Raw genomic sequence first — 21772 nt, forward strand, 5'->3', positions numbered from 1 at the left:
AAGTACTGGCATTTGCTCCCATACACCGTTAGTTATAGGCAGCGCCGATGGTTTCATTCGGAAGGGAGTGGTTCGGCGCATGGAGCAAGACCGCGGGTCCAGTGCCTGCGGTATGACGCGGGGGTGGAAGATGTGTGTCATGGGGTGTGTCCGGAAAAATACGGACAACGACAGGGGCGTTGCCGGGAAACGGTATCCGCAATGGAGTCCGTTCCCGTCGATGAAGATGACGACGACGAGGTCAATCCGCAGGGAGGTAATCGCATGAGCCGTCCTTCCGATGTGCTTGGTCTGGAAGACTACGATCTGGTGACACTGGGTGCTTCGCTGGGTCTTTGCGAAGTGGACTTGTTGACCTTGAGCCCTGCGCGACCTCGCGCATGCATCGCATCGAAGATGCAGGATGGCGTGACCTATCTCACGGCGCATATCGACTTCGACGTTCGCGGCTCGCTGACGGTTCCCGAAGACGCCTGCATGCTCGTCTACCTGCATGAGGCCGGCGAGCGCAGCTGGTGCCAGGGCATCACCGTCGAGTCGGACATGGCGGTCACCTTGTTGCGAGGGACTCCCACCGACTTCATGTTCGAACGCGGTACGCGCTTCACCATGGTGGTGGCTCCGTACGCACGCTTTCGCTCGCGCTTCCTGGCTTCCGACCACGCCGATGTCGACATGGCCGCACAGCGCCTGCGCCTCTTCTCGGTGCATTCCGGTCATCTCAAGCGCGCGTACCGGCAGATCTCAACCCAGGTGAAAGAGGGGGGAGATCCGGTCATGGGTCCCATCGAGGATCTGCTGGACGAGCATATCCGCGTCGCCCTGGCCTCCTCGCCCGAGGAGCGGCCGGTGGCGTCGCGTGGCAGGCGTGCCCATTATCAGGTGGTGCGCAGGGCCGAACGCTTCATGCGGGCCAACCTGCGTCGCGATATCTATTCACAGGAGCTTTGCCAGGCGGCCGGTGCGAGTGAGCGCGGGTTGCGTTATGCCTTCGACGACCTGCTGGGCATTCCGCCCAACCGTTACCTGGCGATGCTTCGCCTGTGCACGGCGCATCGCAGCCTGGTGACGGCGGAAGCCGGCCGTCGTTCGGTGAAATCGGTCGCGCTCAGTTGCGGCATGTGGGACCTGTCGCGTTTCGCGGAAAAGTATCGCAGCGTGTTCGGCGAACAACCACGTGAAACGCTCACTCGCAGCTCCCCGACCGAAGACCTCACCGCGGTCGAGGAATACGACGGTTGGTGATGCATCGCGGCACAGGGAGGTGCCGTTTCCGATTAGCGCATTGCCGCATTCCACTACGCCGTTGCCGCAATTGATCAGCCCCATACCTTGGGTGCTCCTCTAATCGAACCGTCCGCGCACGACGCGGTCGACCGTTCGTCAGGGGAGAAACATGAATCTTCGGATCCTCGATCTGTCGGGGCGCGCCGCGCGGTGCGCGCGCCTGTATCGGCGCGTGGCGGCGCATGCGGCGATGATGTTGGTCACCTCGTTCTTCGTGACCGACGCCCTGGGCCAAGAAGTGCAAGCGAGTGGCGCGTCGACGCCACCACCGGCACCCGTCACAAGCACGTCGACCGGAGAAGCACCCACCGATACACCCACGTCCAGCACGGCGTCCACGACGACACCCGATACGGCGGCCGACGTCACGAAAGAGGACGAGGACGACACCGCGGCCACCCTCGCGATGCAAGGCATCCTCGCGACCTCGCCTTCGATGCGTGCGGCGTTCACCTCGATCCCGTATGCGTCCACGGGCCCGATCGTGTCACCCATGGCGATCGCCCCGGGCGATCCCCGCTATCCGTTGCCGGCCGAACCCAATCCCGCCGGTCTCATCCTGGGAACCGGTGGCCTGGTCGGCAATGTCGGTGGCGCCCTGTCACCCACGCTCACCTCCTTGCTCAACCCCAACGCGCAATACCTGAGCAGCGGTGCGCTGAACCTCGCCGCCGTCAATGTGACCGGTACCTTCCAGACCATCGGCATCGGTAGCCTCAGCCTGGTCAACCTCACGCCTGCCTCCACGGCGATCAACGGCACCCTCATGGGGCAGAACCAGCACCTGACCCTGCTTGGTGGCGTCACGTCGGCAAGCTACATCACCAACATCAACCGAGGGACCGACGGCTTCTTCGCCGGCGGTGGCGGCATCCTGCTGCCCAGTGGCGCGCCTGCCTGGTCGTCCGATTGCGCCAGCCTGCTGGGTATTCCGCTGGTGCGTTGCTGGGCCGTGAATCCCGCCCAGGACAACCAGGTGATCGTCGGCGACAAGGCGACGGCGAACGGTTCGCAGGAAGTGGTCATCGGCCGCGGTGCCAGCCATACCCTCCCGGCGGAGGACGCCAACACCGTGTTTCCGGGCTCGGGCCGTAACGATCCGAACGACCCGACCGGCGTGCCGACCAACGATTTCGCCACGCGCAAGGGCAACTCCGTGGTGATCGGCGACAGCGCCTCGGGCACGGCCAATGCGCAGACGATCGTCGGCGCGAATGCCACGTCGTCGCAGGTGAACAGCGTGGCGCTCGGCAACGCGTCGGTGGCCGATCGCGCCGCCGCCGCGGGTTACGTCGCGTTCGGACTTGCCGCGCCACAGACATCCGTCGGTGCCGTGTCCATCGGCAGCACGGGCAACGAACGCCAACTTACCCACGTTGCCGCGGGTACCGACAGCTACGATGCCGTGAACGTGTTGCAACTCCAGGGTGCGATCTCGCAAGTCTCCGCGCTCGATCCACTCGCGGTGACCTACGACCCCGATGGCGGCGGCTTGCCGACGAACTCGGTGACCCTGGTCGGCGCGGGCACGGGCGCGGTGGGCGTGCACAACCTCGCGGCGGGATCGCTCGCCGCCGGCAGCCTGGACGCCGTCAACGGCGCACAGCTCAATACGACCAACCAGGCGGTGGCGACCTTCCTGGGCGGCACCACGGCTGCCAGCCCCTCCGGCGTATTTACCGCGCCGACGTTCAACGTCACGCACGTCGATGCGGCGGGAGCGGTGAGCGTCGGTTCGCACGCCGACGTCACCAGCACCTTCACCGATCTCGGTACCTCCATCGGCAACCTCAATCTCCGGCTCAACACGTTCTATACCAATGGCGTGGATTACGTCGCGATCAATTCCACCGGCGTCTTGCCTTCGGCCACGGGCTCGGAATCCATCGCCATCGGCGGCGCCACGAAGGCGTCGTCGAACAATGCCATCGCCATCGGTAACGGAGCGACCGCGTCGCACGCTGACAGCATCGCCATCGGCAACGGGTCGGCCACCAGTGTCGGTGCCGAAACCGGTTACACGGCTTTTGGCCTGACCGCTCCGCAAACCTCGCTAGGTGAGGTGAATCTCGGCGGCCGAAAGGTCACCGGCATCGCCGCGGGAACCCTCGATACCGACGTGGCGAACGTTGCCCAGCTGCGCGCGGTGTCCACCGACCTGACCGATCTGGGTCGTCTGGCGGTGCTCTACGATGACGACGGCGCGGGCAACCCGCTTAACTCGCTCACGCTGGTCGGCGATGGCTCCGGTACCGCCGTCGCCCTGCACAATCTCGCCGCCGGAAGCCTCGCTCCGACGAGTTCGGATGCCGTCAACGGTGCCCAGGTCGGATCGATCACCCAGGCCCTCGCGGGTTACCTGGGTGGCGGCGCGGCGTTCGATCCCGTCACCGCGATCTTCACCGCGCCGGCGTATGCGTTGCGCCCGGTGGACGCGGGCGGCAACGTCTCGTCGGCCTCGTTCGCCAATGCCGGCGATGCGTTCACGTCCCTCGACGACTCGGTCTTCGCCTTGAATGGCCGGGTAAATGCCATCGCGGCCGGACTGTCGCCGTACCTGGACGTCCAATCAAGCGCCGTGGCGGCCGACGCGACAGGCAATGAGAGCATCGCCTTGGGTGGCGCGGCGCAAGCTTCCGGCGACGACGCCATGGCGGCGGGCGCCCAGGCCAATGCCAGTGGCACCGGTGCGGTGGCGCTGGGTGCGCGGGCGTCGGCTTCCGTCCAGGGTGGCGTCGCCATCGGCAGCGATTCGGTGGCCGATCGCGTTGGCGGTGGCAACGAGGCATTCAGCGGCGTCGCGGTGCCTGTGCAAGGCGTGGTGTCGGTGGGCAGTGCGGGAACGGAGCGGCAGATCGCGAACGTGGCTGGCGGCAGCGCCGATACCGATGCCGTGAATGTTCGCCAGTTGCGTGCGGTGGCCGACTTCGCCGGCAGCATCGGCGCATCGGCCGTGCAATACGACGACGTCTCCCACACGAGTGTCACGCTCAACGCGGGCGGCGCCGCCACGCTTATCGGAAACCTGGCGGCCGGCAGCGTCGCGCAAGGCAGCGCCCAGGCGATCAATGGCGGCCAATTGTGGGACTGGACCCAGAACGCCTCGAACGTCTACAGCAATCTCGCCTTGTACACGAGTATCCAGGCCTTGCAGGGCGGCGGTACCCATGGGGGCAGCATCGGCCTCAGCGTGAACAACTCCAACAACCTGCCAGCGGCTTCGGCCAATGGCGGCAACACCATCGCCGTGGGCGCCGGGTCGACCGCCAGCGGAACCGATAGCGCGACGCTCGGCAACGGCGCCCAGGCCACCGCCGCCAATTCGGTGGCGATCGGTGCGGGTTCGGTCGCCGATCGCGCGAATACCGTGTCGGTGGGTGCGGCGGGCGCGACACGACAAGTAACGAACGTGGCGGCGGGTACCGCCGGCACGGACGCGGCCAACGTGGCGCAGGTGAACGCCGTGCGCGAAGGCAGCGTGGGTTACGACACGCGGCCGGACGGCAGCGTCGACCGCGGCAATGTCACCCTCGGCTCGCCCGGTGCGCCAACCGCCGTGCACAACGTGGCGCCCGGTACCGCCGCCACGGATGCGGCGAACGTGGGCCAGCTGGACCAGGTGGCCGACTGGTCGCGCCGCTATACCGATGAACGGGTGGGCGCGATCGATCGCGACATCGAGCGTACGAACAACCGGGCCAGCGCGGGCGTCGCCTCGGCGATGGCCATGGCAGGGCTTCCGCAGGCCACGACGCCGGGACGCAACATGGCCGCGGTGGCGGGAGGCACCTTCCGTGGCGAGTCGGGCATCGCCGTCGGTATTTCCACGGTCACGGACGGGGGAGGCTGGGTCTACAAGCTCAGTGGGTCGGCGAATTCGCGTGGCGATGCGGGTTTCAGCGTTGGCGCCGGCATGGAATGGTGAGGTCGTCCGGCACCTTTCGATTGCCTTCTCGGGGCGGTCGAGGTATTGCTAGGCCGAATCATCCATTGCCAGACATGCCGACACGACTCGATATACGGCTCATTGCCCCCTCCGGATACGCGGACGACCGTGCCGCCTGCGCGCGGGGCATTGAACGGCTGCAAGCCGCCGGACATACCGTCCATGGCGGCGACGTGGCCGATCGCGTGATGCTGCGGTTCGCCGGCGGCGACGCCGAGCGCGCCGCGGACATCAACCAGCTGGCGAGAACCGACCGGCCCTTGCCCGATCTCGTCATGGCCATTTGCGGTGGCTATGGCGCGATCGCCTTGCTCGAGCGGCTGGACTACGACGGCCTTGCCGCCCGTTTCCTCGACGAATCCTGCGTGCTGGTGGGGCACGGCGATTTCACCGTGCTCCAGTGCGCGCTCTATGCCCGCAGTGCGATCGGTACGTTGCACGGGCCCATGCTCGTGCGCGACTTCGGCCAGGGTTACCTGCGCGAAAACACCTGGCGGCATTTCTGGCATACGGTGCTGTCGCCGCGAACGGAAATGAGCTGGGCCTGTGGCGACGAGCAACACGACATGCTCGTCGAAGGCACGCTCTGGGGTGGCAACCTCTCCGCGCTGTGCAGCCTGATCGGCACGCCTTACCTGCCCAGGATCGACGGCGGCATCCTCTACGTGGAGGAAACCGGCGAGCAGGCCTACCGGGTCGAACGCATGCTGTACGAACTGAAGCTGGCGGGAGTACTCGACCGCCAGCGCGCGATCCTCATCGGCGGGCTCGGTGGCCAGCGCATCAGCGAGTACGACAACGGCTATGACATCGACCATGCGCTGGAGCGTTTCGCTCGTGCCTGTGGCCTGCCGATGCTGCGCGGCCTTTCCTTCGGACATGGTCCGGACAAGTGGACGCTTCCGTTCGGCGGCCACGCATCGTTGGAAGTGGTCGCGGGTGCCGCGACGTTGGCGGTGTTCGACTACCGCCATGCCGGGGCCTCCCTCGACGGGTCGACCGCGCCGGCCTGAGCGGCCGTTCATCTGCCAGCCAGCCACTGCGCCGCGATCCCGCTAGTCTTTGCACGCCGCTTCCCACCGTGTAGCCCCCATGACCGATCCTCTTCACACACCGCACGATCGTGCGGCGATTCCGCTCGCCCCGTCGTTGGACCAGTCGCTGGTCGACGCCCACATGCCGACGCGGCTTCCGTTGCTCGGCACGCGCGTGCTGTACATCGGTGTCCTCGCCATCCTGCTCGGGCTGGTCGTGGGCGTCGTCGCGAAGCTGTTGACCATGCTGATCGGCTTGATCACGAACCTCGCGTTCCACCAGACATGGAGCACCGCGTTCGGCCGGCCGGCAGGCCATCATCTCGGCGCATGGGTGATCGTGGTGCCCGTCGCCGGCGGCCTGGTGGTCGGTGCGATGGCCCGTTGGGGATCGCGTGCCATCCGCGGGCACGGCATTCCCGAGGCCATGGAGCAAGTGCTGACGAACGAGAGCCGCATCCCCGCCCGCATGACCTGGCTCAAGCCGCTGTCGTCGGCGGTCGCGATCGGAACCGGCGGTCCGTTCGGTGCGGAGGGGCCGATCATCGCCACGGGCGGTGCGCTCGGCTCGCTGCTGGGCCAGCGCCTTCCCGTGACGGCCGACGAACGCAAGACGCTGCTGGCCGCCGGTGCCGCGGCCGGCATGGCGGCGATCTTCAGCGCACCGGTGTCGGCCGTCCTGTTGAGCATCGAATTGCTGCTGTTCGAACGCCGGGCGCGCTCGCTGCTGCCGGTGGCACTGGCGGCGGCGACCGGTACGGGCGTGCGTTTCGCGCTGGAAGGCCCGGGTCCGGTCTTTCCCATGCCCGCGCTCGCCGCCGTCGCGCCGCAAGCGCTGGTGGTCTATGCGTTGCTCGGGATGGTGATGGGTGTCGCCGGGGTTTTCATCACGCGCCTCGCCTACGGTATCGAAGACGCCTTCGAAAAGCTGCCCATCCACTGGATGTGGTGGCCGGCGCTGGGTGGGCTGGTGGTCGGCGCGGTCGGCTACGTGATGCCCGGGACGCTCGGCGTGGGCTACGAGAACATCACCGACGTCATTTCCGGCCACCTCGGCATCATGGCCATGGCGCTGTTGGCCGTGGCCAAGCTCCTTTCATGGTCGGTGGCGCTCGGCAGCGGCACGTCGGGCGGCACGCTGGCGCCTCTGTTCACCATCGGTGGAGCGCTGGGCGGTGTCTGTGGATGGGCGCTGGCCGCGTGGCCGCCGCTGCACGTGGACCCGCACATGGCCGCCCTGATCGGCATGGCGGCCTTGTTCGCCGGTGCTTCGCGTGCGCTGATGACCTCGGCGGTGTTCGTCTTCGAGACCACGATGCAGCCACACGCCTTGTTGCCCTTGCTCGCCGCCTGCACCACCGCCTACCTGGTATCGGGGCTGATGATGCGGCACACGATCATGACCGAGAAGATCGCACGGCGCGGCGTGCACGTGCCCACCGACTTCGGGGTGGTCCCGTAGGTCGTCAGCCGAGGGCGGTGAACTGGGTCGCGCCGATCACGCCGATGAAGACGATGGAGAGCATCCAGAAGCGGGCGGGATCGCGCCACACGCAGACCCCGAGGCAGACCACGCCCAGCACGCACGAGACGATGCCGGCGGCGGTGAGGCCGAGCGTGACCAGCGACGGATCGCCGCCGCCCGAAGCCAGCAACATGGGACGGAAGATCGCATACCAGGCAAGGACCAGGCAGGCCCCACCGACGACGCCCAGCAGCCAGTTGGCGGGATGATGCTTCGGCAAGGTGCGGATGCCGAGGAAGATCGCGAGTACGACGACAGCGAAAACGACGAGCAACAAGGCCATGCAGTAACCCCTTTGTCGTGGCTTGCGGTCCCCACCGCGAAAGCCGTTTCCCGAGAATGGCCCATCGGGCGGCCCAGGTCATGCTGCGCCGCGCAAGGAAGACGTTTCGTCGGCGCATGCGGCGTTTCGTCGGAATCGGCGCCGGGCGGGGCGAAGCGCGTCGTATGCTCCACGCCAATGCAGGGTGGGAGTACATGTGATGGCAAGCCTGAAGTTCCTCGGACGCCTCATCGCGGCGTGGGTGGCGGCACTATGCGTGCTACTGGTCGTATGGTCCGGAACCGGCTGGAATCGCGGTGAATTTCCATGGATATTCACGCTGGCGTGGTTCGTCGGCCTGCTCGTGGCGCTGGCTCGCGGCGTTACCCATCTTTACCGCGTCCGGGTGATCGCGGGCCGCGTCGATGCGGAGACCGTATCCAACCGGCAACGCCGCCGCGTGGAAGTGCCTTATCCCGCCGACGAGGCCTTCGCCATCGTCGACGAGGTGATCCGGGAACTGCCGAACGTGCACGATGTGAGCGGAACACGCGGTGGGCTCCAGTTGCGCGCGATCATCCGCCAGCAGGCCAACGAGCAACTTCGCGGTCGTGCGAGGCGGCAATGGCAGGCATCGCTCGACCGCCACACGAAGATATCCGCCACGATCACGCCGACGGACGGGTCGAGCAGCGTGATGTTCGTTTGCGAGCCGGACAGCGGCGCATGGACCGACTGGTTCAATCCCGACGGCGGCGCGTCGCTGGAATGCGTGGAAACGCTGGTACGGGCCACCACGCAGCGCTTGTCCGAACGCCGCAATCGCGAGCGTGCCGATGTACGCCAGACCGCGATGGAGAAAGAGTTGACCGCCGCGCAGCTCGGCCTCCTGCAGGCGCAGGTGGAACCGCACTTCCTCTACAACACCCTGGCCAGTGCGCAGGAGCTCGTTCGCACCGATCCCGCGCGCGCCGACCGGATGCTCGGCCACCTCATCGATTACCTGCGCCGCTCGTTGCCGCGCACGGATGGTTCGCTGTCCACGCTGGGGGAGGAACTGGAACGTTCCACCGCGTGGCTGGAGATCATGCGCCTGCGCATGGGTGAGCGCCTGGCCGTGCATACGGACGTGCCGGCGGATGCGTTGAAAGTGCCCATGCCTTCGATGATGTTGCAGACCCTGGTCGAGAACGCGATCAAGCATGGGCTCGAACCGAAGCCGGGTGGTGGTGGCATCTGGATCCGCGCGGGCGTGGATGCCTCGGGCCTGTCCCTGACGGTCGCCGACGACGGCATGGGCTTCCGTAGCGACGGTGCGGGCACGGGTATCGGCCTGAAGAACCTGCGCGAGCGCCTTCGCCTCATGTATGGCAGCGCCGCGGCATTCTCGATCGGCAACAATTTTCCCCATGGTGTCGCCGCGACCATCACGTTGCCGGTGACGGGAGTGGTCGAACATGCCTAGGTGCATCGTCGCCGAAGACGAGAAGCTGCTCGCCGCCGCCTTGCAGCGCGAGCTCGCCATCGCCTGGCCTGAACTGGACGTGCTGGAAGTCGCCGAGGATGGAGGCGCCGCGTTGGAAGCCATCGCGGCGCACCGGCCCGAGATAGCCTTCCTCGACATCCGCATGCCCGGACTCACCGGCATGGAAGTGGCCGCGGCGGCTGCCGAGGCAAGCCCGGACACCTTGATCGTCTTCATCACCGCGTACGATCAATACGCCGTCGATGCCTTCGAACGAGGCGCCGTGGACTACCTGCTCAAGCCAGTCACGTCGGATCGACTCGCGCAGACGGTGGCCCGCCTGCGTAGCCGCCTCGCCGACGCGGCGCGGCATGTGGAACGGACGGCGCGAATCGCGCGCGATATCGGCGCGCATTTCGACCGTCCGCCCGACGAGCCCCTGACGTGGCTCACCGCCAGCACGGGACGCGCGACACGCCTGATCCTCGTCGAGGACGTGATCTATTTCCGCGCGGACAACAAATACACGCTGGTGGCGACCGCCGAGGGCGACGCCCTGCTGACGAGGCCCATCCGGGACCTGCTCCGCCAACTCGACCCGAAGATCTTCCGGCAGATCCACCGTTCGACGATCGTCAACCTGCGCCAGGTCGCCTCGGTGGAACGCGAGGACACCGGCAAGGGTTGCCTGCGGCTACGCGGCCGCCCCGAAACCCTGAGCGTGAGCCAGCCGTTCATGGCCATCTTCCGCGCCATGTGACGAAGGAGACTTCCATGCGCCTGTTCCTTGCCATCGTCTATTGCTTCATGAACCTCGCCGGCTGCACCGACGCGCAGAACCGTACGATCGTGGCGACCTCCCAGGAGAACGGCGTGGTCACGCTGGACAGCCGCACGGAAGTGCGCATGGGCCGCGCACGCTTCGCCTGCCAGGCGAGCAGCGCGGGGCGCTGCTACTACACCGTGTTCGATGGTGCGGCCGAAGTGAAGGCCTTCTCGCTGGCGGTATCGGAGGAACGACTGGTCGACCGGCTGCCCGCGGGCTTCGCACTGTGCGTGACGCCCACGGCGGAGAAAGTCTCCGCCGGGTGCAAGCCGGTCTGATCCGGGTTACGGTTTGCCTCGCGGCACTACCGTGAAGGTGATCTTCGACGGATGGGCGGCATCGTGGTGCACGGCATTGTGCGCGATCACTCCCTTCGCCTCGTCGTAGTTGTTGCCACCCGTGTTGAGGTTGCGGTCGAAGCGCGGGAAGTTGCTGCTCGACACGGCCATCCGGAGCTTGTGGCCGGCGAAGAAGAAGTTGCTCGTGTCGATCGGCTGGAAGGTCACCTTGTAGACCTCGCCGTCCTTCATCCATACCGGCGGCTTGTCGTATCCCTCGCGGTAACGCATGCGCTGGATGTTCTCGGTGAGGTTGAAGGCGCGGCCGTCAGGATAGACGTCCATCACCTTGAAGGTGAAGTCGGTGTCCTTCGCGTCCGACGACACGTACAGCGTGACCGTGATCGGTCCGCTCACCTCGGTGCCTTCCTTGAAGGGTTCCGAATCGTAGACGAGGATGTCGTTGCGGGCGAGCTGCGGGTTCTGGTCGAACGAGCCGAACTTCACCGCCGTGCCCTGGCAGCACCCACCGCCACCGAGCGTGGTGACCGGATTGGCCGGGTCGTAGAGGAACTGGTCAGGATGGTCCGTACCGCCCGCCGCGTCGACGAGCTTGCCGTCGCCATACAGCGTGTTGGCCTTGCCGCCGCTGGTGAGGAAGAGTTCGCGCGTGGTGGCACCCGCGGGAGGCCACGTCGGCGAATCGCGCCACTTGTTCTCGCCCATCACGTAGTACATGACCTTGGGCTGCTTGTCGACGATGGGGCTGTCCACGCCCTTGAGGAACTTGTCGAACCAGCCGAAGACCAGGCCTTCGTAATCGAAGCGCGCGTCACCCACGTCGAGGTCGCCGATCACGGTGTGCTCGGTCGCACGCGTATAGGCGCAATGCAGCACCGGCGCGATGATCGCGTACTGCTGGTCCGCGATCTCCTTGGACGCCGTGGCGCGCACATGATTGTAGGCCGCGAGGTTGGGCGATACCGACACGTCGAACCAGCTCATGAACCACAGGCCGGGCTTGTCGATCTTCATGTCGTCGTGCCACAGGCCGCCCTTGTACCAGGCGGGACTGTTGGGCGTGCGCGCGATCATGTTGCCGCCCGTCGGCACGTCCATCGCATCGGCGAAGATACCCTTGGGGCCATCGACGGACTTCATGATGTCCTTCTCGGGCAGTACCCAGAACGCCTTGTCCCAATCGGGCTCCGGCGGCTGCGAATCGAGGTCGAACATCTTCGACGCGCGGATGAGGTCGGCCTGCGACAGGTTGGCCGGGAACACCGGCCGTACCTGGTTCTGTTCCTTGTAGAGCCAGTCGATGAAGAGCATCTGCACGGCACCACCGCGGTACCAGTTGCCCTGCTCGTAGTAGGGGCCGACGCGGCCCACGCCGGCGCCGAAGCCTTGCACGTTGAACGTGGCGAGGCCCGGCGTGTTCTGCGCGACGACGGCCATCTGCCATTCGGCGGTGGACGAGCATCCGGTGGTACCCACCTTGCCGTTCGACCAGGGCTGCGAGGTCATCCAGCGAATGGCGTCGACGCCGTCGCTGAGCGGCGCGCCGAGGATTTCGTAGTTGCCCTCGGAGAAATAGTGGCCGCGCTCGTTCATGTCGACGTAGGCATAGCCACGCTTCACCGCCGCGAGCTGGCGGCTCATGTCACGCGGCGCGCCGAGCTTCACGTCCCAGAAATTGAAGTTGTACGGCGTGCGCACGAAGATGGTGGGTACCTTGCCCGAGGCGTCCTTCGGCCGGTACACGTCGGCCGCCATGCGCTTGCCGTCGCGCATCTTCACCATCACCTTGCGGTCGACCACGGCGATGGCTTCGAGTTGCCGCTCGATGTCGTTGCGCTTGGCGATGGTCGCCTTCTGCTCGGGCGTCAGCACGGTCTGCTGTGCGGCGACGGGGCCGGCCACGAGGGCGAGACAAACGGAAGCCACGCCGACCGACAACGCGGTCCTGACGTGGTGGAGGGCAGGGCGCATCGGTCGCATCGGGCAGGCCTGTTTTTCAGGGGCGGTTCATCGAGTCTGGCAAAATGTCCCCGGCAGGTAAATGCATGACTTCCGGCAGGGGTGTGCGTACAACCGCTCCAATCGGCAGGCCACGCGATACGGATAAGATGCCTCCGATATGCCTGGAGGGCGCATGGCCTCGACCGAAACATTCAAGTTCGTATTGATCCTTCTTGTCGCGATCCTCGTGCTCGAGTTGATCGCCCGTCGCCTGCGCCTGCCGACCGCGGCGGCCCTGCTGGCCGGTGGCATAGGCATCGCTTTCCTGCCCGGTATCCCGGAGGTGAGCTTCGATCCGGAGCTGGTGCTGACGATCTTCCTGCCTCCGCTGCTCATGGACGGCGCCTTCTATACGGTATGGTCGGAATTCCGCAAATACCTCGGCGGCATCCTCTGGCTGGCGATAGGCGCCGTGGTGTTCACCACGTTCGCGGTGGGCGTCACCGTCCACTGGGTGCTGCCGTCCCTGCCGTGGGCGGCGTGCTTCGCGCTCGGTGCCGTGGTGTCGCCGCCCGATGCCGTGGCGGCGAAGGCGGTGCTGGGCAAGGTGCGTCTGCCCCGCAGGCTCATGGTCCTACTCGAAGGGGAGAGCCTGCTCAACGACGCCACGGGACTCGTGCTGTTCCGCTTCGCCACGGCGGCCGCGCTCACGGGCGCTTTCAGCACCCATGAAGCGGTGCTCAGTTTCGCCGCCCTGGCGCTGGGTGGCATCGTCGTGGGCGTGGTGCTCGGCTACGCCCTGGTCTTCGTGCTGCGCCGGATCGACCATCTCTTCCTCGCCATCACGGCCGCCTGCCTGTCGCCGTGGGCCGCGTATATCGGCGGCGAATCCTTGCATGTATCCGGCGTGATGTCGGTGGTCAGCTGCGGCATCATCTTCGGCTGGTACCAGCACGACGTCTTCTCGGCGCGTGTGCGGGTCAACAGCTTCGCTTTCTGGGAAGTGATGATCTTCCTGCTCGAGGCGCTGGTCTTCATCCTCATCGGATTCTCGCTGCGCGGTGTCGTCGCTCGCATGGGCGGCGTAGGCGAAGCGTTGTCGACCTTGGGCATGCCCATCCTCGCCGTGCTCGCCGCGGTCATCCTGTCGCGGTTTCTCTGGATCTACGGCACCGAATACCTGCGCGTGCCGCTGGCACGCATGGTGGGACGCAAGCCCGTGCCGGCCTCGGCGAAGGCCTCGTTCCTGCTCAGTTGGGCGGGCATGCGTGGCGTGGTGACGCTGGCGATCGCCTTGTCGCTGCCCGAAGCCGTGCCCGGCCGCGACCTGACCATCGCGGCGGCCTTCGCCGTGATCCTGGTCACGGTGGTGGTGCAGGGCGGGACGATCGCCCCGGTCATCCGCTGGCTTCGGCTCGATGCCGGCGAGAAGGCGGAAAGCACGCACCTGACGGAATCGCAGGCTTCCGTGTTCATCGATTCCGCCCAGCTCGCGGCGGTGAAAGCGCGTGCCTACGATGACGAAGGGCGTTTGATCCACCCCCGCCTGCTCGAGCAATACACGTATCGCGTGACGGTCGCCGAACGCTACAGCAAGGCCCCGCATGCGAATGAAGGGGGCCGCGCGGCGCACTACGACGTGGTGCTGGCGGCCATCGCCGCGGGTCGCGCCGAACTGCTGCGCCTGCACCGGTCCGGACAGATCCACGACGAATTGCTGCACTACATGGAGCGCGACCTCGACCTGCAGCAGATCGAAGCCGAGAACGACCGGCAGAGCCCGACCTGATCGGCCCGGGCCGCCGCAAGCGAATGCCCGCGATCAGGAAGACCGGGCAGGTGGTACCGAAGCCGATGTCGGCGGCGCGAAGGAAGGTACCTCGAAGTCCGGAACCGGAAGGGTGACCTCCAGGGGCAGTCCGGATGTTTCACCCGTGGCGAGGAACCCGTACACGGCTTGCTTCGCCGCCGGTTCGTTGCGCAGCTGATAGAACGCTCCGTCGTGCGAACCCCGGTGAACCAGGATGGCGTGCCCTTTGGGGAAATAGGGAAGCAGGCCCAGGGTGTTCTCCATGGGGGTCGAGGTATCCCAGTCGCCGTGTATGAAGACCACGGGTATGTCGGTCACGACAGGCTTTCGTACCTCGTCGCCCATGTCCACCGTCGGCCAGTCGGCGGCCGAGGCGATATTTCCTTCGAAGTTCCATGTTCCCAGCATGTCCAGCGCGGGGTCGGTGCGCAGGAGGTGTTCGCGTTCCGCGCTGACGCCGAGGCTGCTATCCGCCAGCGGTCCTATCAAGATCCGCGGTTCCGGCTTGCGATCGCTGGCGACCTCGCGAGCCCAGGCCTCGTAGTGCCGGTGATAGAGCGAAAGGATGAAGGCCGGCCATTCCGCGCTTTCCTGTGTGTGCGACAGGAGCGCCTGCTGGAGATCGCCCTCACCAAGCACGATGCGCCGCTTCGCGCCATTGTCCTCCTTGAACGTGACCGTGAGGGGGGTGGCGGCGAAGCGCTCGTGGAGCGCCTTTACGGCCGCCATGAGGCCACCCTGCGGAAGATAGGGCGCCAGCGAGGGGGCACGGTCGGCATCGTAGGCGATGCGTTGCAGCGAGGCGTAGACGTGCGAAGGCATATCGTAACCATTGTTCAAGGGTTCCACGCTGGAGATCACGGCGCGGCTGACGATGCCTGGATGCAGCCGCATGACCGCCAGCGCCCATTGCGAACCGAAGCTGCCACCGAAGAGGCTGATCTTTTCATAGCCGAGCGCACGGCGGAGGTCGTCGATATCGCCGGCGAACTCGCCGATGTCGTAGCCGGAGAGATCCTTGTCGGGGTAGGCCGCGATGGCGGCCTTGGCATCCGCCCGCATGGAGGCCACGTCATCGCGTATGGAGCCGGGGCGATCGTCGGGCAGGGGTTTCGAGGCAATGGTCAGCATGTCGCCGCGGGTGGTGTAGCCACGCTGCTCGATGACGACGAGGTCGCCGACCTGGCCGAAGGCGAGCCATGAGCGCAGCCGTGCTTTCGACGATGCGTCCGTATCGCTGAAGGCGCCGAGCACGGTCAGGCCCGGCCCGCCGGGGAGCCAGAAGACCGGCGGCGTGCCGGGCCGCGTCGACGCCGGTCCCTTGATCCGGGCGAAGCCGACGCCGATGAGCCGGCTGTCCGGCTTGTGCCTGTTCTCGGGCACGTAAAGCGTGCCGATTTCGTACTCCACCGACTGACCCTTCTCGTCATGTACCGCGTGCCGCTCGACGGCGATGTCGCCCGCCTTGTGCTGCGCGAACGCGCACAGGGGCAGGAGGAAGAGCGCCAGGACGAAACGGGGAACGTACGCTTTGCCGAACGAACGCATATATCGGTCCTTAAAAAAAACGCCACCGTTGTGAACGGCGGCGAGGGGAGTTTGCAATGAGGGGCCCTCCCTGGCCCGGTTTTTGTTGTGATGCCGTAATGATTCTCCAACTCAGAAATCGTAGCTCGCGGTCAGGCGGGCATAACGAGGTGTCTGGTAGTACAGCCCCGCACCGTAGGTGTTCGATACCGTGAAGCGGTCGTCCTCGTAGACATAGTCGTTGAGGAGCGGCTTGCGCTCGTTGGTGACGTTGAAGACCTGCAGGCCGAAGGCCAGCTTGTGGTCGGCGAACGCCGGACGGTATTCGACCGACAGATCGAGCTGCTTGAACCAGGGCATGCGCTGCTCGCCCGGTGCATAGAGCTTGCCGGCGCAGGAGTGGTACGACGAGCCATAGCTGATCGGGTCGTCATCGTTCGGGCCGAAGAAGCCCAGGCAGGACTTCGGTGCGCCCGAGGTGAGGCGCAGCGAGCCGGAAAGCAGCCATTCCGGGGTCACCTGATAGGAGCCGTAGGCTTTGAACTGGTGCTTTCGATCGTTGGCCAACAGGCCATTGCTATGCACCATCAGCGCGGCGGCGTCCCAATCCTGCGTCTTCGAGATATCGTTCTGGCCGATATCCGACTTCACCTGACCTTCCGTATTGCCATAGCTCTTCGAGAAGGTGTAAATGGCGCGGCCGAACCATTTGCCATCGAACGGATGCTCCAGGTACAGGTCGAGTGAGTAGTACTTGCGCTTGGCGCCGGTGGTGAAGCCCCAGTCGTCCTTGGACATCTTCACTTCGGTCCGTCCGCTGCCATCGACGTTGGCGAGGCTGAACTCGTTCGAGCGGCCCGGGTTGAAGATCACGCAGCCCGGAATGGTGACGCTGTCCGGATCGACACCGGTCGCCGCCAACTTGTCGGCGATGCGTGCGGTGTCGCAGACGTCATCGATCGCCGCGCGCAGCTTGCGGACCATGACCTTGGCGCCCGTGACCCAGTCGGGGCCCAGCGTCTTGTCGAAGCCGAGGATGGCTTCATCCTGGTACTGCGACTTGAGGTCGGTCGCGGTGATCGACTTAGGATCGTTCGGTTGACCGTACTCGCCGTTCGATGACACCGGACCCGGGCCGATCGGGGTCAGTCCCGTCGGTTCGCCGTTCGGATCGATGCCGGTATACGTGAAGTACTCGTTGGTGAAGGTCGATGCGGAAGCGCCGCGAATGGCCACGCTGTTCGGTAGGGCAAGGTAGTAACGGCCGAGATTGCCGTAGATCTTCAGCGAGGAATCGCCGAAGACGTCCCATGAAGCGCCGATTCGCGGTGCCCACTGGTTGCCGCTGTTGACGTAGGTACGGCCCTGGTCGTTGTAATTCTTGAACCGGTCGTTGCGTACACCGATGGTGAACAGGAACTTGTCGGTGATCTGCCACTTGTCTTCCAGGTAGTAAGCCTTCTGATCGACTTCCATGCTCGTGGTCGTGATGAAGATCGTGCGACGGCTGTAATAGCCGTCTCCGCCGGTCGGACCGACGCCCAGGCCCGGGACGAGTGGGACGGTGGGATCGTTCACATGACCGTAGGTCCAGAAATAGCCAGGACCCGTCGTCGTCACGCCTTCGTCCTGCGCGGTGTATTTCATGTTGTCGATACCGCCGGTCACGCGATGATCGCCGACCTGCCACTCGAGGTCCGCGCGTAGGCCGTGGGTTTTGCTGTTCGCGCCCGGTGCGATCTTCTGCGTGGTGGCCGTGGTGTTGGTGAACGACTGTCCGCCAGTGATCGCCGGGTCCTGCAGGTCGGGACGGCTGATGAAGGGCAGACCGAGGTCGCCCGGATTGCGCTGGACGTCGGTCGTCTTGCTCTTGCCGTACGTGGCCGAGAACGTCAGGTCATCGGTGATGTAACTGGTGTACTTGGCGATGCCGTAGTTCGACGACGTCTTCGTGCTGTCGGGATAGCGTCCCTGGAAGCCCAGGTGTTCGCGTGTGTCGTAGTCGAAGGTGGAGTACTTGCCGCTGCGTTCGTCCGCCGAGCTGATCCCGGTCAGTTCGAGGATGTTGCTGTCGTTGATGTTCCAGTCCAGCTTCGCATAGTACTTCGGCAGGTCCCACTTGTAGTGGTTGGTCGCATTAGGCGACGTGGTGAACGGATTGGTGTTGGTGCCTTCCGTCTTCTCCGTCTCCGCGGCGACGAACAGGTACAGCTTGTCCTTGATCAGCGGGCCGCCGGCGTACGCGCTGACGGTACGCGTCCATTGTTTGTCGCCCACGCGATTGCGGTAGAGCTGGCCGGCCAGCGAAGGGTCGGAGTACTCGTAGCCCGCGGGCAGGTTCGCACTGGGGAAGTACTGGTTACCCAGTTGCGAGCGAGCGAACTTCGGCTCCCACAGAATCTGCGCGCCGAAATGCCATTCGTTCGTGCCACGCTTGCCGACCTGACTGATGACGCCACCCTCGGAACGGCCATACATCGCGCTGTAGCCGCCGGTATAGATTTCCTGCTGGTCGATCGCGCCATAGGGAAGGCCTACGCCACCCAGGTTACGCAGCGGGTCGGCCGTGTTGTAGCCGTTGATGTAGTACGCGTTCTCGGATACGCCGGAGCCGCCGAACGAGACGGTGCGCCCGAAGAAACCCGCGCCTGGATTCACGCCCGGGGCGAGCAGGGCGATGGCTTCCGCGTTGCGGCCGAGCGGCAGGCGGGCGAGTTGCTCGGAGGTGACCACCGTGCGCGAATCCACCGCGGAGACATCGATCGGCGGTAGCGCATTCGCCGTCACGGTGACCGATTCCAGCGCCTGGGCGCCGGTGGCGGCGGGTGCGCCGGTGAACGACACTTCCGATCCCGCGCCCACGGTCAGGCCGACATTCTTGCGGGAATCGACCACCTGGCCGTTCTGCATGACATTGACCGTATAGCTGCCGAGCGGAAGGTTACCGATGCGGTACCGGCCGTCGGTACCGACCGTGACCTCGCGGGTCACACCGGTCGTACCGGATACCTGGATCGTGCTGCCTGGATTGGCCTGGCCGAAGATCGCGCCCGTGGTGGCCTGAGCGAGGACGGCACCCGTGCCGCCGAGGCCAACCGCAAGCGCCAAGGCCAGTGCGGAACGACGCAGGACTTGCGCCTGCCGTAGGTCACGTGAATTCATTTACTGCTCTCCCCAGAGTTGGCCCCCAGCGGGCCACAAGTAGCGCATCGGCGGTTGCCGAAGGTCTCACTCGGAAAGCATTTCCACGCGCTATTCGAAACTCTTTCCGAATGTTGCAAACGATGGAAAACAAGCCAAAGCCATCCGGTTATCCGGTAGCGGCAGGGCGAACATAAAACTATCGTTCAGAAGTCGTCAATACTTGCGATGTGTATTTATGTATGCGTTTGCGGATAAGGCGGTGTAAATCATCTAAATCTCTGAAATAAGTGAGAATTTCACGAGATATTCACGTCGCAAGATAATCCCGTTATTCACGTCGTCTATCGAAGAAAAATTCGCCGGATGATTACGAATCAGTCGCCCGTCTTGCTGTGTGGAGCATCCACGGGTTTTGACTGTGGCGAGTCCTTCTGGCGAAGAAAAATCGACAGGACGACGAGGGAGAACACCGCCAGGAATTCGCTCTGCCAGTTCTGGAAAGACTCGAACCAGAACGAGGGGTCGACGATATAGGCGGCCAACCGCTCGGGTGGCTGGTGGTGTGCCAGCGCCTCGTCAATGGATTTCCGCCAGCTACCGAACAAGTGGCCGGCGAAGCTCATGGCGAACAGGCAAAGGAAGGCGATGGAGAGCGAATTCGCGTAGAGCCAGCGCACCACGCCACCCCGGCGCCATGCCTTGGGTTGCAGATGTTCGGGAGTCGGCTCGTTTTCCTCTTCCTTCTCGTCCATGGGACGCGACTCGGCTGACCCTTTCTGGCGCAGCCAGACGGTGAGCAGCACGTACAGGCCCATCTGCAGGAACTCGGACTCCCAGTTCTCGCAGGTGGCCGACCAGAAATCGCCGCTCAGCAGATAGGCACCAAGCCCGATGTCGGGGAGGCCGTGCTCGCCGAGTTCCTGGTTATGGGCTGCGTGGCCCGTGATGGCCTGTGCGCCCCACGCCGCCAGCATCATGAAGCCGACGGCGATGCTCAGGCCGTTGCGCTTGAAGAATGAGTCCTTCATGTCGGTGCTCCGGTGAAATGACCGAAGCATTCAGGCCGCTACGTGAAGGCGGGGTGGCCGTGCAAAAAAGAAGGCGCGGAGACCGCAACCTTCTTCCGTCTCCGTGGTTTCGACGCGTCTGGACGGCTAAACAGATACTGAATGTGCCGGCTTGAAATGGAGCGAAGCAGCCCTAGCTACGCATCGCTGGCCGCTTCGGGACCAGCCTGTCCGCCCGGAAGGGTGGGCAAGAGAACCCATCCATGTTGCTTGTCTATGAGGATATGGCTATGCGTACTCTTCTCGATTATTCCCCGCTCCTGCGTTCGAGCATCGGCTTCGATCGCGTGTTCGAACTGCTCGAATCCGCTTCGCGCTCGCAGCAGGGGGACAACTATCCGCCGTTCGATTCCGTCAAGCTCGACGAGGATTCGTACCGCATCACCATGGCGGTGGCGGGTTTCACGGAGGATGAGCTGAACATCTCGACCCAGTCGAATATGCTCATCGTCAGCGGTGAGCACAAGGCCGAAGCCGAGGGCGAATACCTGCATCGCGGCATCGCCACCCGGGCCTTCAACCGGCGATTCGAACTGGCCGAGCATGTGCGGGTGACGGGCGCACGCCTCGCCAACGGCCTGCTCTCGATCGATCTGAAGCGTGAGATTCCCGAGGCCATGAAGCCTCGCCGCATCGAGATCAACCGTGGTACGGAAACCGTGCGTCAGCTGCATAGCGACGCCGCCTGATATTCACCGCCTGAAGACGAGCCCACGGCTCGATGCCGTGGGCCTTTATTGATCGAACAGAAGCGACCAGAGATAGGGCTTGAACGAGACCTGCGTCACCGCGCGGTCGTCCTTCACAGGGATCCAGAAGGTCTTGTCGTCGACCACGGTAGATTCGTAGGTAGGGCAGACCAGGTAATCGATCGTGGTGTCGGTGTCTCGGAGCAGATGCCACAGGTATGAAAAGAAGGAGGCCTTGTCACGCATCGATATGACGGAATACTTGGCGTACTGGATTTCGTATCGCTTGACGAGTTCATCGCAGCTGGATGCACGGACACCACGATAACTGACGGTATAGTCGAGGCGCTTTTCATTGTCGGCCGTCAGCGCCACCTTCACTTCGGATCTGAGCATGGCCATTTCGAAGAACGACGTCGGCGATATGTCCTGATAGAACTGCGCGCCTTCCGAGAAGGTGAATTCGTCTTTCGGGTTAAGCGTCTTGAGCGTGAAGTTGGAGTAGTCGGTGGTGTCGTCGGAGTTGTGCTCATGCGTCGATCCGTCACGGGTTTGCGCACCGTGAACCACCATGAACGATTCGACATCGATGGCGGTGTAGTTCGAACGCTTTTCGTAAGCGAGGCCAAGCAGCAGGTTGTTCAACAGCTTGTCGCCGTCGTTGCGGACCATCAGGTGAACAGGGAAATAGACAACGTCCTGTTGTTGGTCGATACGTGGATCGACGGCAACGAAGACGTGAGACGTTTCACCAGGCTGTAAGTTGTCTCGGGCGACGGCGACAGCCGGCTCGCCGCGATCGAACTGGCCCGTGATCTTTGCGACGTGATAGGTGGCGGCGATGCCTCCAAGGGTCCCGAGCACGCCTAGTACGCGTTTCGCGATCTGATTCATCCGCCTTCTTGCTCATGGAGAGGGATCTATGCCCCCTGTCGACAGAGTGGGCGGCA

15 protein-coding genes are annotated in these 21772 nt (G+C 64.7%); 9 read left to right on the forward strand and 6 right to left on the reverse strand.

Features of this window, described 5'->3' with window-relative positions; translation table 11 throughout:
• Positions 1–201 precede the first annotated feature (201 nt).
• The 4 genes from ACN9M2_RS07355 (at position 202) to ACN9M2_RS07370 (ending at position 7729) form a co-directional block, all read left to right on the forward strand.
• Positions 202–1245, forward strand: a complete 1044-nt coding sequence (locus ACN9M2_RS07355) for a helix-turn-helix domain-containing protein (protein ID WP_426287445.1) — start codon at positions 202–204, stop codon at positions 1243–1245.
• A gap of 151 nt (positions 1246–1396) precedes the next feature.
• Positions 1397–5212, forward strand: a complete 3816-nt coding sequence (locus tag ACN9M2_RS07360) for a YadA-like family protein (RefSeq protein WP_426287446.1) — start codon at positions 1397–1399, stop codon at positions 5210–5212.
• Positions 5213–5286: 74 nt separating this feature from the next.
• Positions 5287–6246: an LD-carboxypeptidase gene (locus ACN9M2_RS07365; RefSeq protein ID WP_426287447.1), complete on the forward strand. Its 960-nt coding sequence runs from the start codon at positions 5287–5289 to the stop codon at positions 6244–6246.
• A gap of 79 nt (positions 6247–6325) precedes the next feature.
• Positions 6326–7729: a chloride channel protein gene (locus ACN9M2_RS07370; RefSeq protein WP_426287448.1), complete on the forward strand. Its 1404-nt coding sequence runs from the start codon at positions 6326–6328 to the stop codon at positions 7727–7729.
• 4 nt (positions 7730–7733) lie between these two features.
• On the opposite strand, the gene ACN9M2_RS07375 is transcribed toward ACN9M2_RS07370, so the two are convergent.
• A complete protein-coding gene (locus ACN9M2_RS07375; protein WP_371024884.1) occupies positions 7734–8075 on the reverse strand; it encodes a hypothetical protein in 342 nt (113 codons plus the stop codon).
• 199 nt (positions 8076–8274) lie between these two features.
• Here ACN9M2_RS07375 and ACN9M2_RS07380 point away from each other — a divergent pair, with 199 nt between their 5' ends.
• Genes ACN9M2_RS07380 through ACN9M2_RS07390 form a run of 3 tightly spaced genes read left to right on the forward strand, consistent with a single transcriptional unit; the run spans position 8275 to position 10623 of the window.
• A complete protein-coding gene (locus ACN9M2_RS07380) occupies positions 8275–9519 on the forward strand; it encodes a sensor histidine kinase (protein ID WP_426287449.1) in 1245 nt (414 codons plus the stop codon).
• Entirely contained in the window at positions 9512–10279 is a 768-nt protein-coding gene (locus ACN9M2_RS07385) for a LytR/AlgR family response regulator transcription factor (protein WP_426287450.1), read from the forward strand. Before ACN9M2_RS07380 ends, ACN9M2_RS07385 begins: the two co-directional genes overlap by 8 nt.
• Positions 10280–10293: 14 nt before the next feature.
• Entirely contained in the window at positions 10294–10623 is a 330-nt protein-coding gene (locus ACN9M2_RS07390) for a hypothetical protein (RefSeq protein WP_426287451.1), read from the forward strand.
• Positions 10624–10629: 6 nt separating this feature from the next.
• Here ACN9M2_RS07390 and ACN9M2_RS07395 read toward each other — a convergent pair whose 3' ends face one another.
• Positions 10630–12615, reverse strand: coding sequence for a CocE/NonD family hydrolase (locus ACN9M2_RS07395; protein WP_426287452.1), 1986 nt, complete (start codon positions 12613–12615; stop codon positions 10630–10632).
• A 163-nt stretch (positions 12616–12778) separates the two neighbouring features.
• Here ACN9M2_RS07395 and ACN9M2_RS07400 point away from each other — a divergent pair, with 163 nt between their 5' ends.
• Positions 12779–14374: a Na+/H+ antiporter gene (locus ACN9M2_RS07400; RefSeq protein WP_371024879.1), complete on the forward strand. Its 1596-nt coding sequence runs from the start codon at positions 12779–12781 to the stop codon at positions 14372–14374.
• Between the two features lie 33 nt (positions 14375–14407).
• Here ACN9M2_RS07400 and ACN9M2_RS07405 read toward each other — a convergent pair whose 3' ends face one another.
• The 3 genes from ACN9M2_RS07405 to ACN9M2_RS07415 form a co-directional block, all read right to left on the reverse strand.
• Positions 14408–15943 carry an alpha/beta hydrolase gene (locus ACN9M2_RS07405; RefSeq protein WP_426287453.1) on the reverse strand — a complete coding sequence of 512 codons (1536 nt, stop codon included), beginning with the start codon at positions 15941–15943 and terminating at the stop codon, positions 14408–14410.
• A 111-nt stretch (positions 15944–16054) separates the two neighbouring features.
• Positions 16055–19084, reverse strand: coding sequence for a TonB-dependent receptor (locus ACN9M2_RS07410; protein WP_371024877.1), 3030 nt, complete (start codon positions 19082–19084; stop codon positions 16055–16057).
• 356 nt (positions 19085–19440) lie between these two features.
• Entirely contained in the window at positions 19441–20094 is a 654-nt protein-coding gene (locus ACN9M2_RS07415) for a DUF6766 family protein (RefSeq protein WP_426287454.1), read from the reverse strand.
• A gap of 269 nt (positions 20095–20363) precedes the next feature.
• Here ACN9M2_RS07415 and ACN9M2_RS07420 point away from each other — a divergent pair, with 269 nt between their 5' ends.
• On the forward strand, positions 20364–20822 hold the full coding sequence (locus ACN9M2_RS07420) for an Hsp20 family protein (protein WP_426287455.1): 459 nt from the start codon (positions 20364–20366) through the stop codon (positions 20820–20822).
• Positions 20823–20867: 45 nt separating this feature from the next.
• On the opposite strand, the gene ACN9M2_RS07425 is transcribed toward ACN9M2_RS07420, so the two are convergent.
• Entirely contained in the window at positions 20868–21716 is an 849-nt protein-coding gene (locus tag ACN9M2_RS07425; protein ID WP_426287456.1) for a hypothetical protein, read from the reverse strand.
• Between the last annotated feature and the right edge of the window lie 56 nt (positions 21717–21772).

The sequence above is a fragment of the Luteibacter sp. E-22 genome (assembly GCF_049913125.1).
GTDB lineage: Bacteria > Pseudomonadota > Gammaproteobacteria > Xanthomonadales > Rhodanobacteraceae > Luteibacter.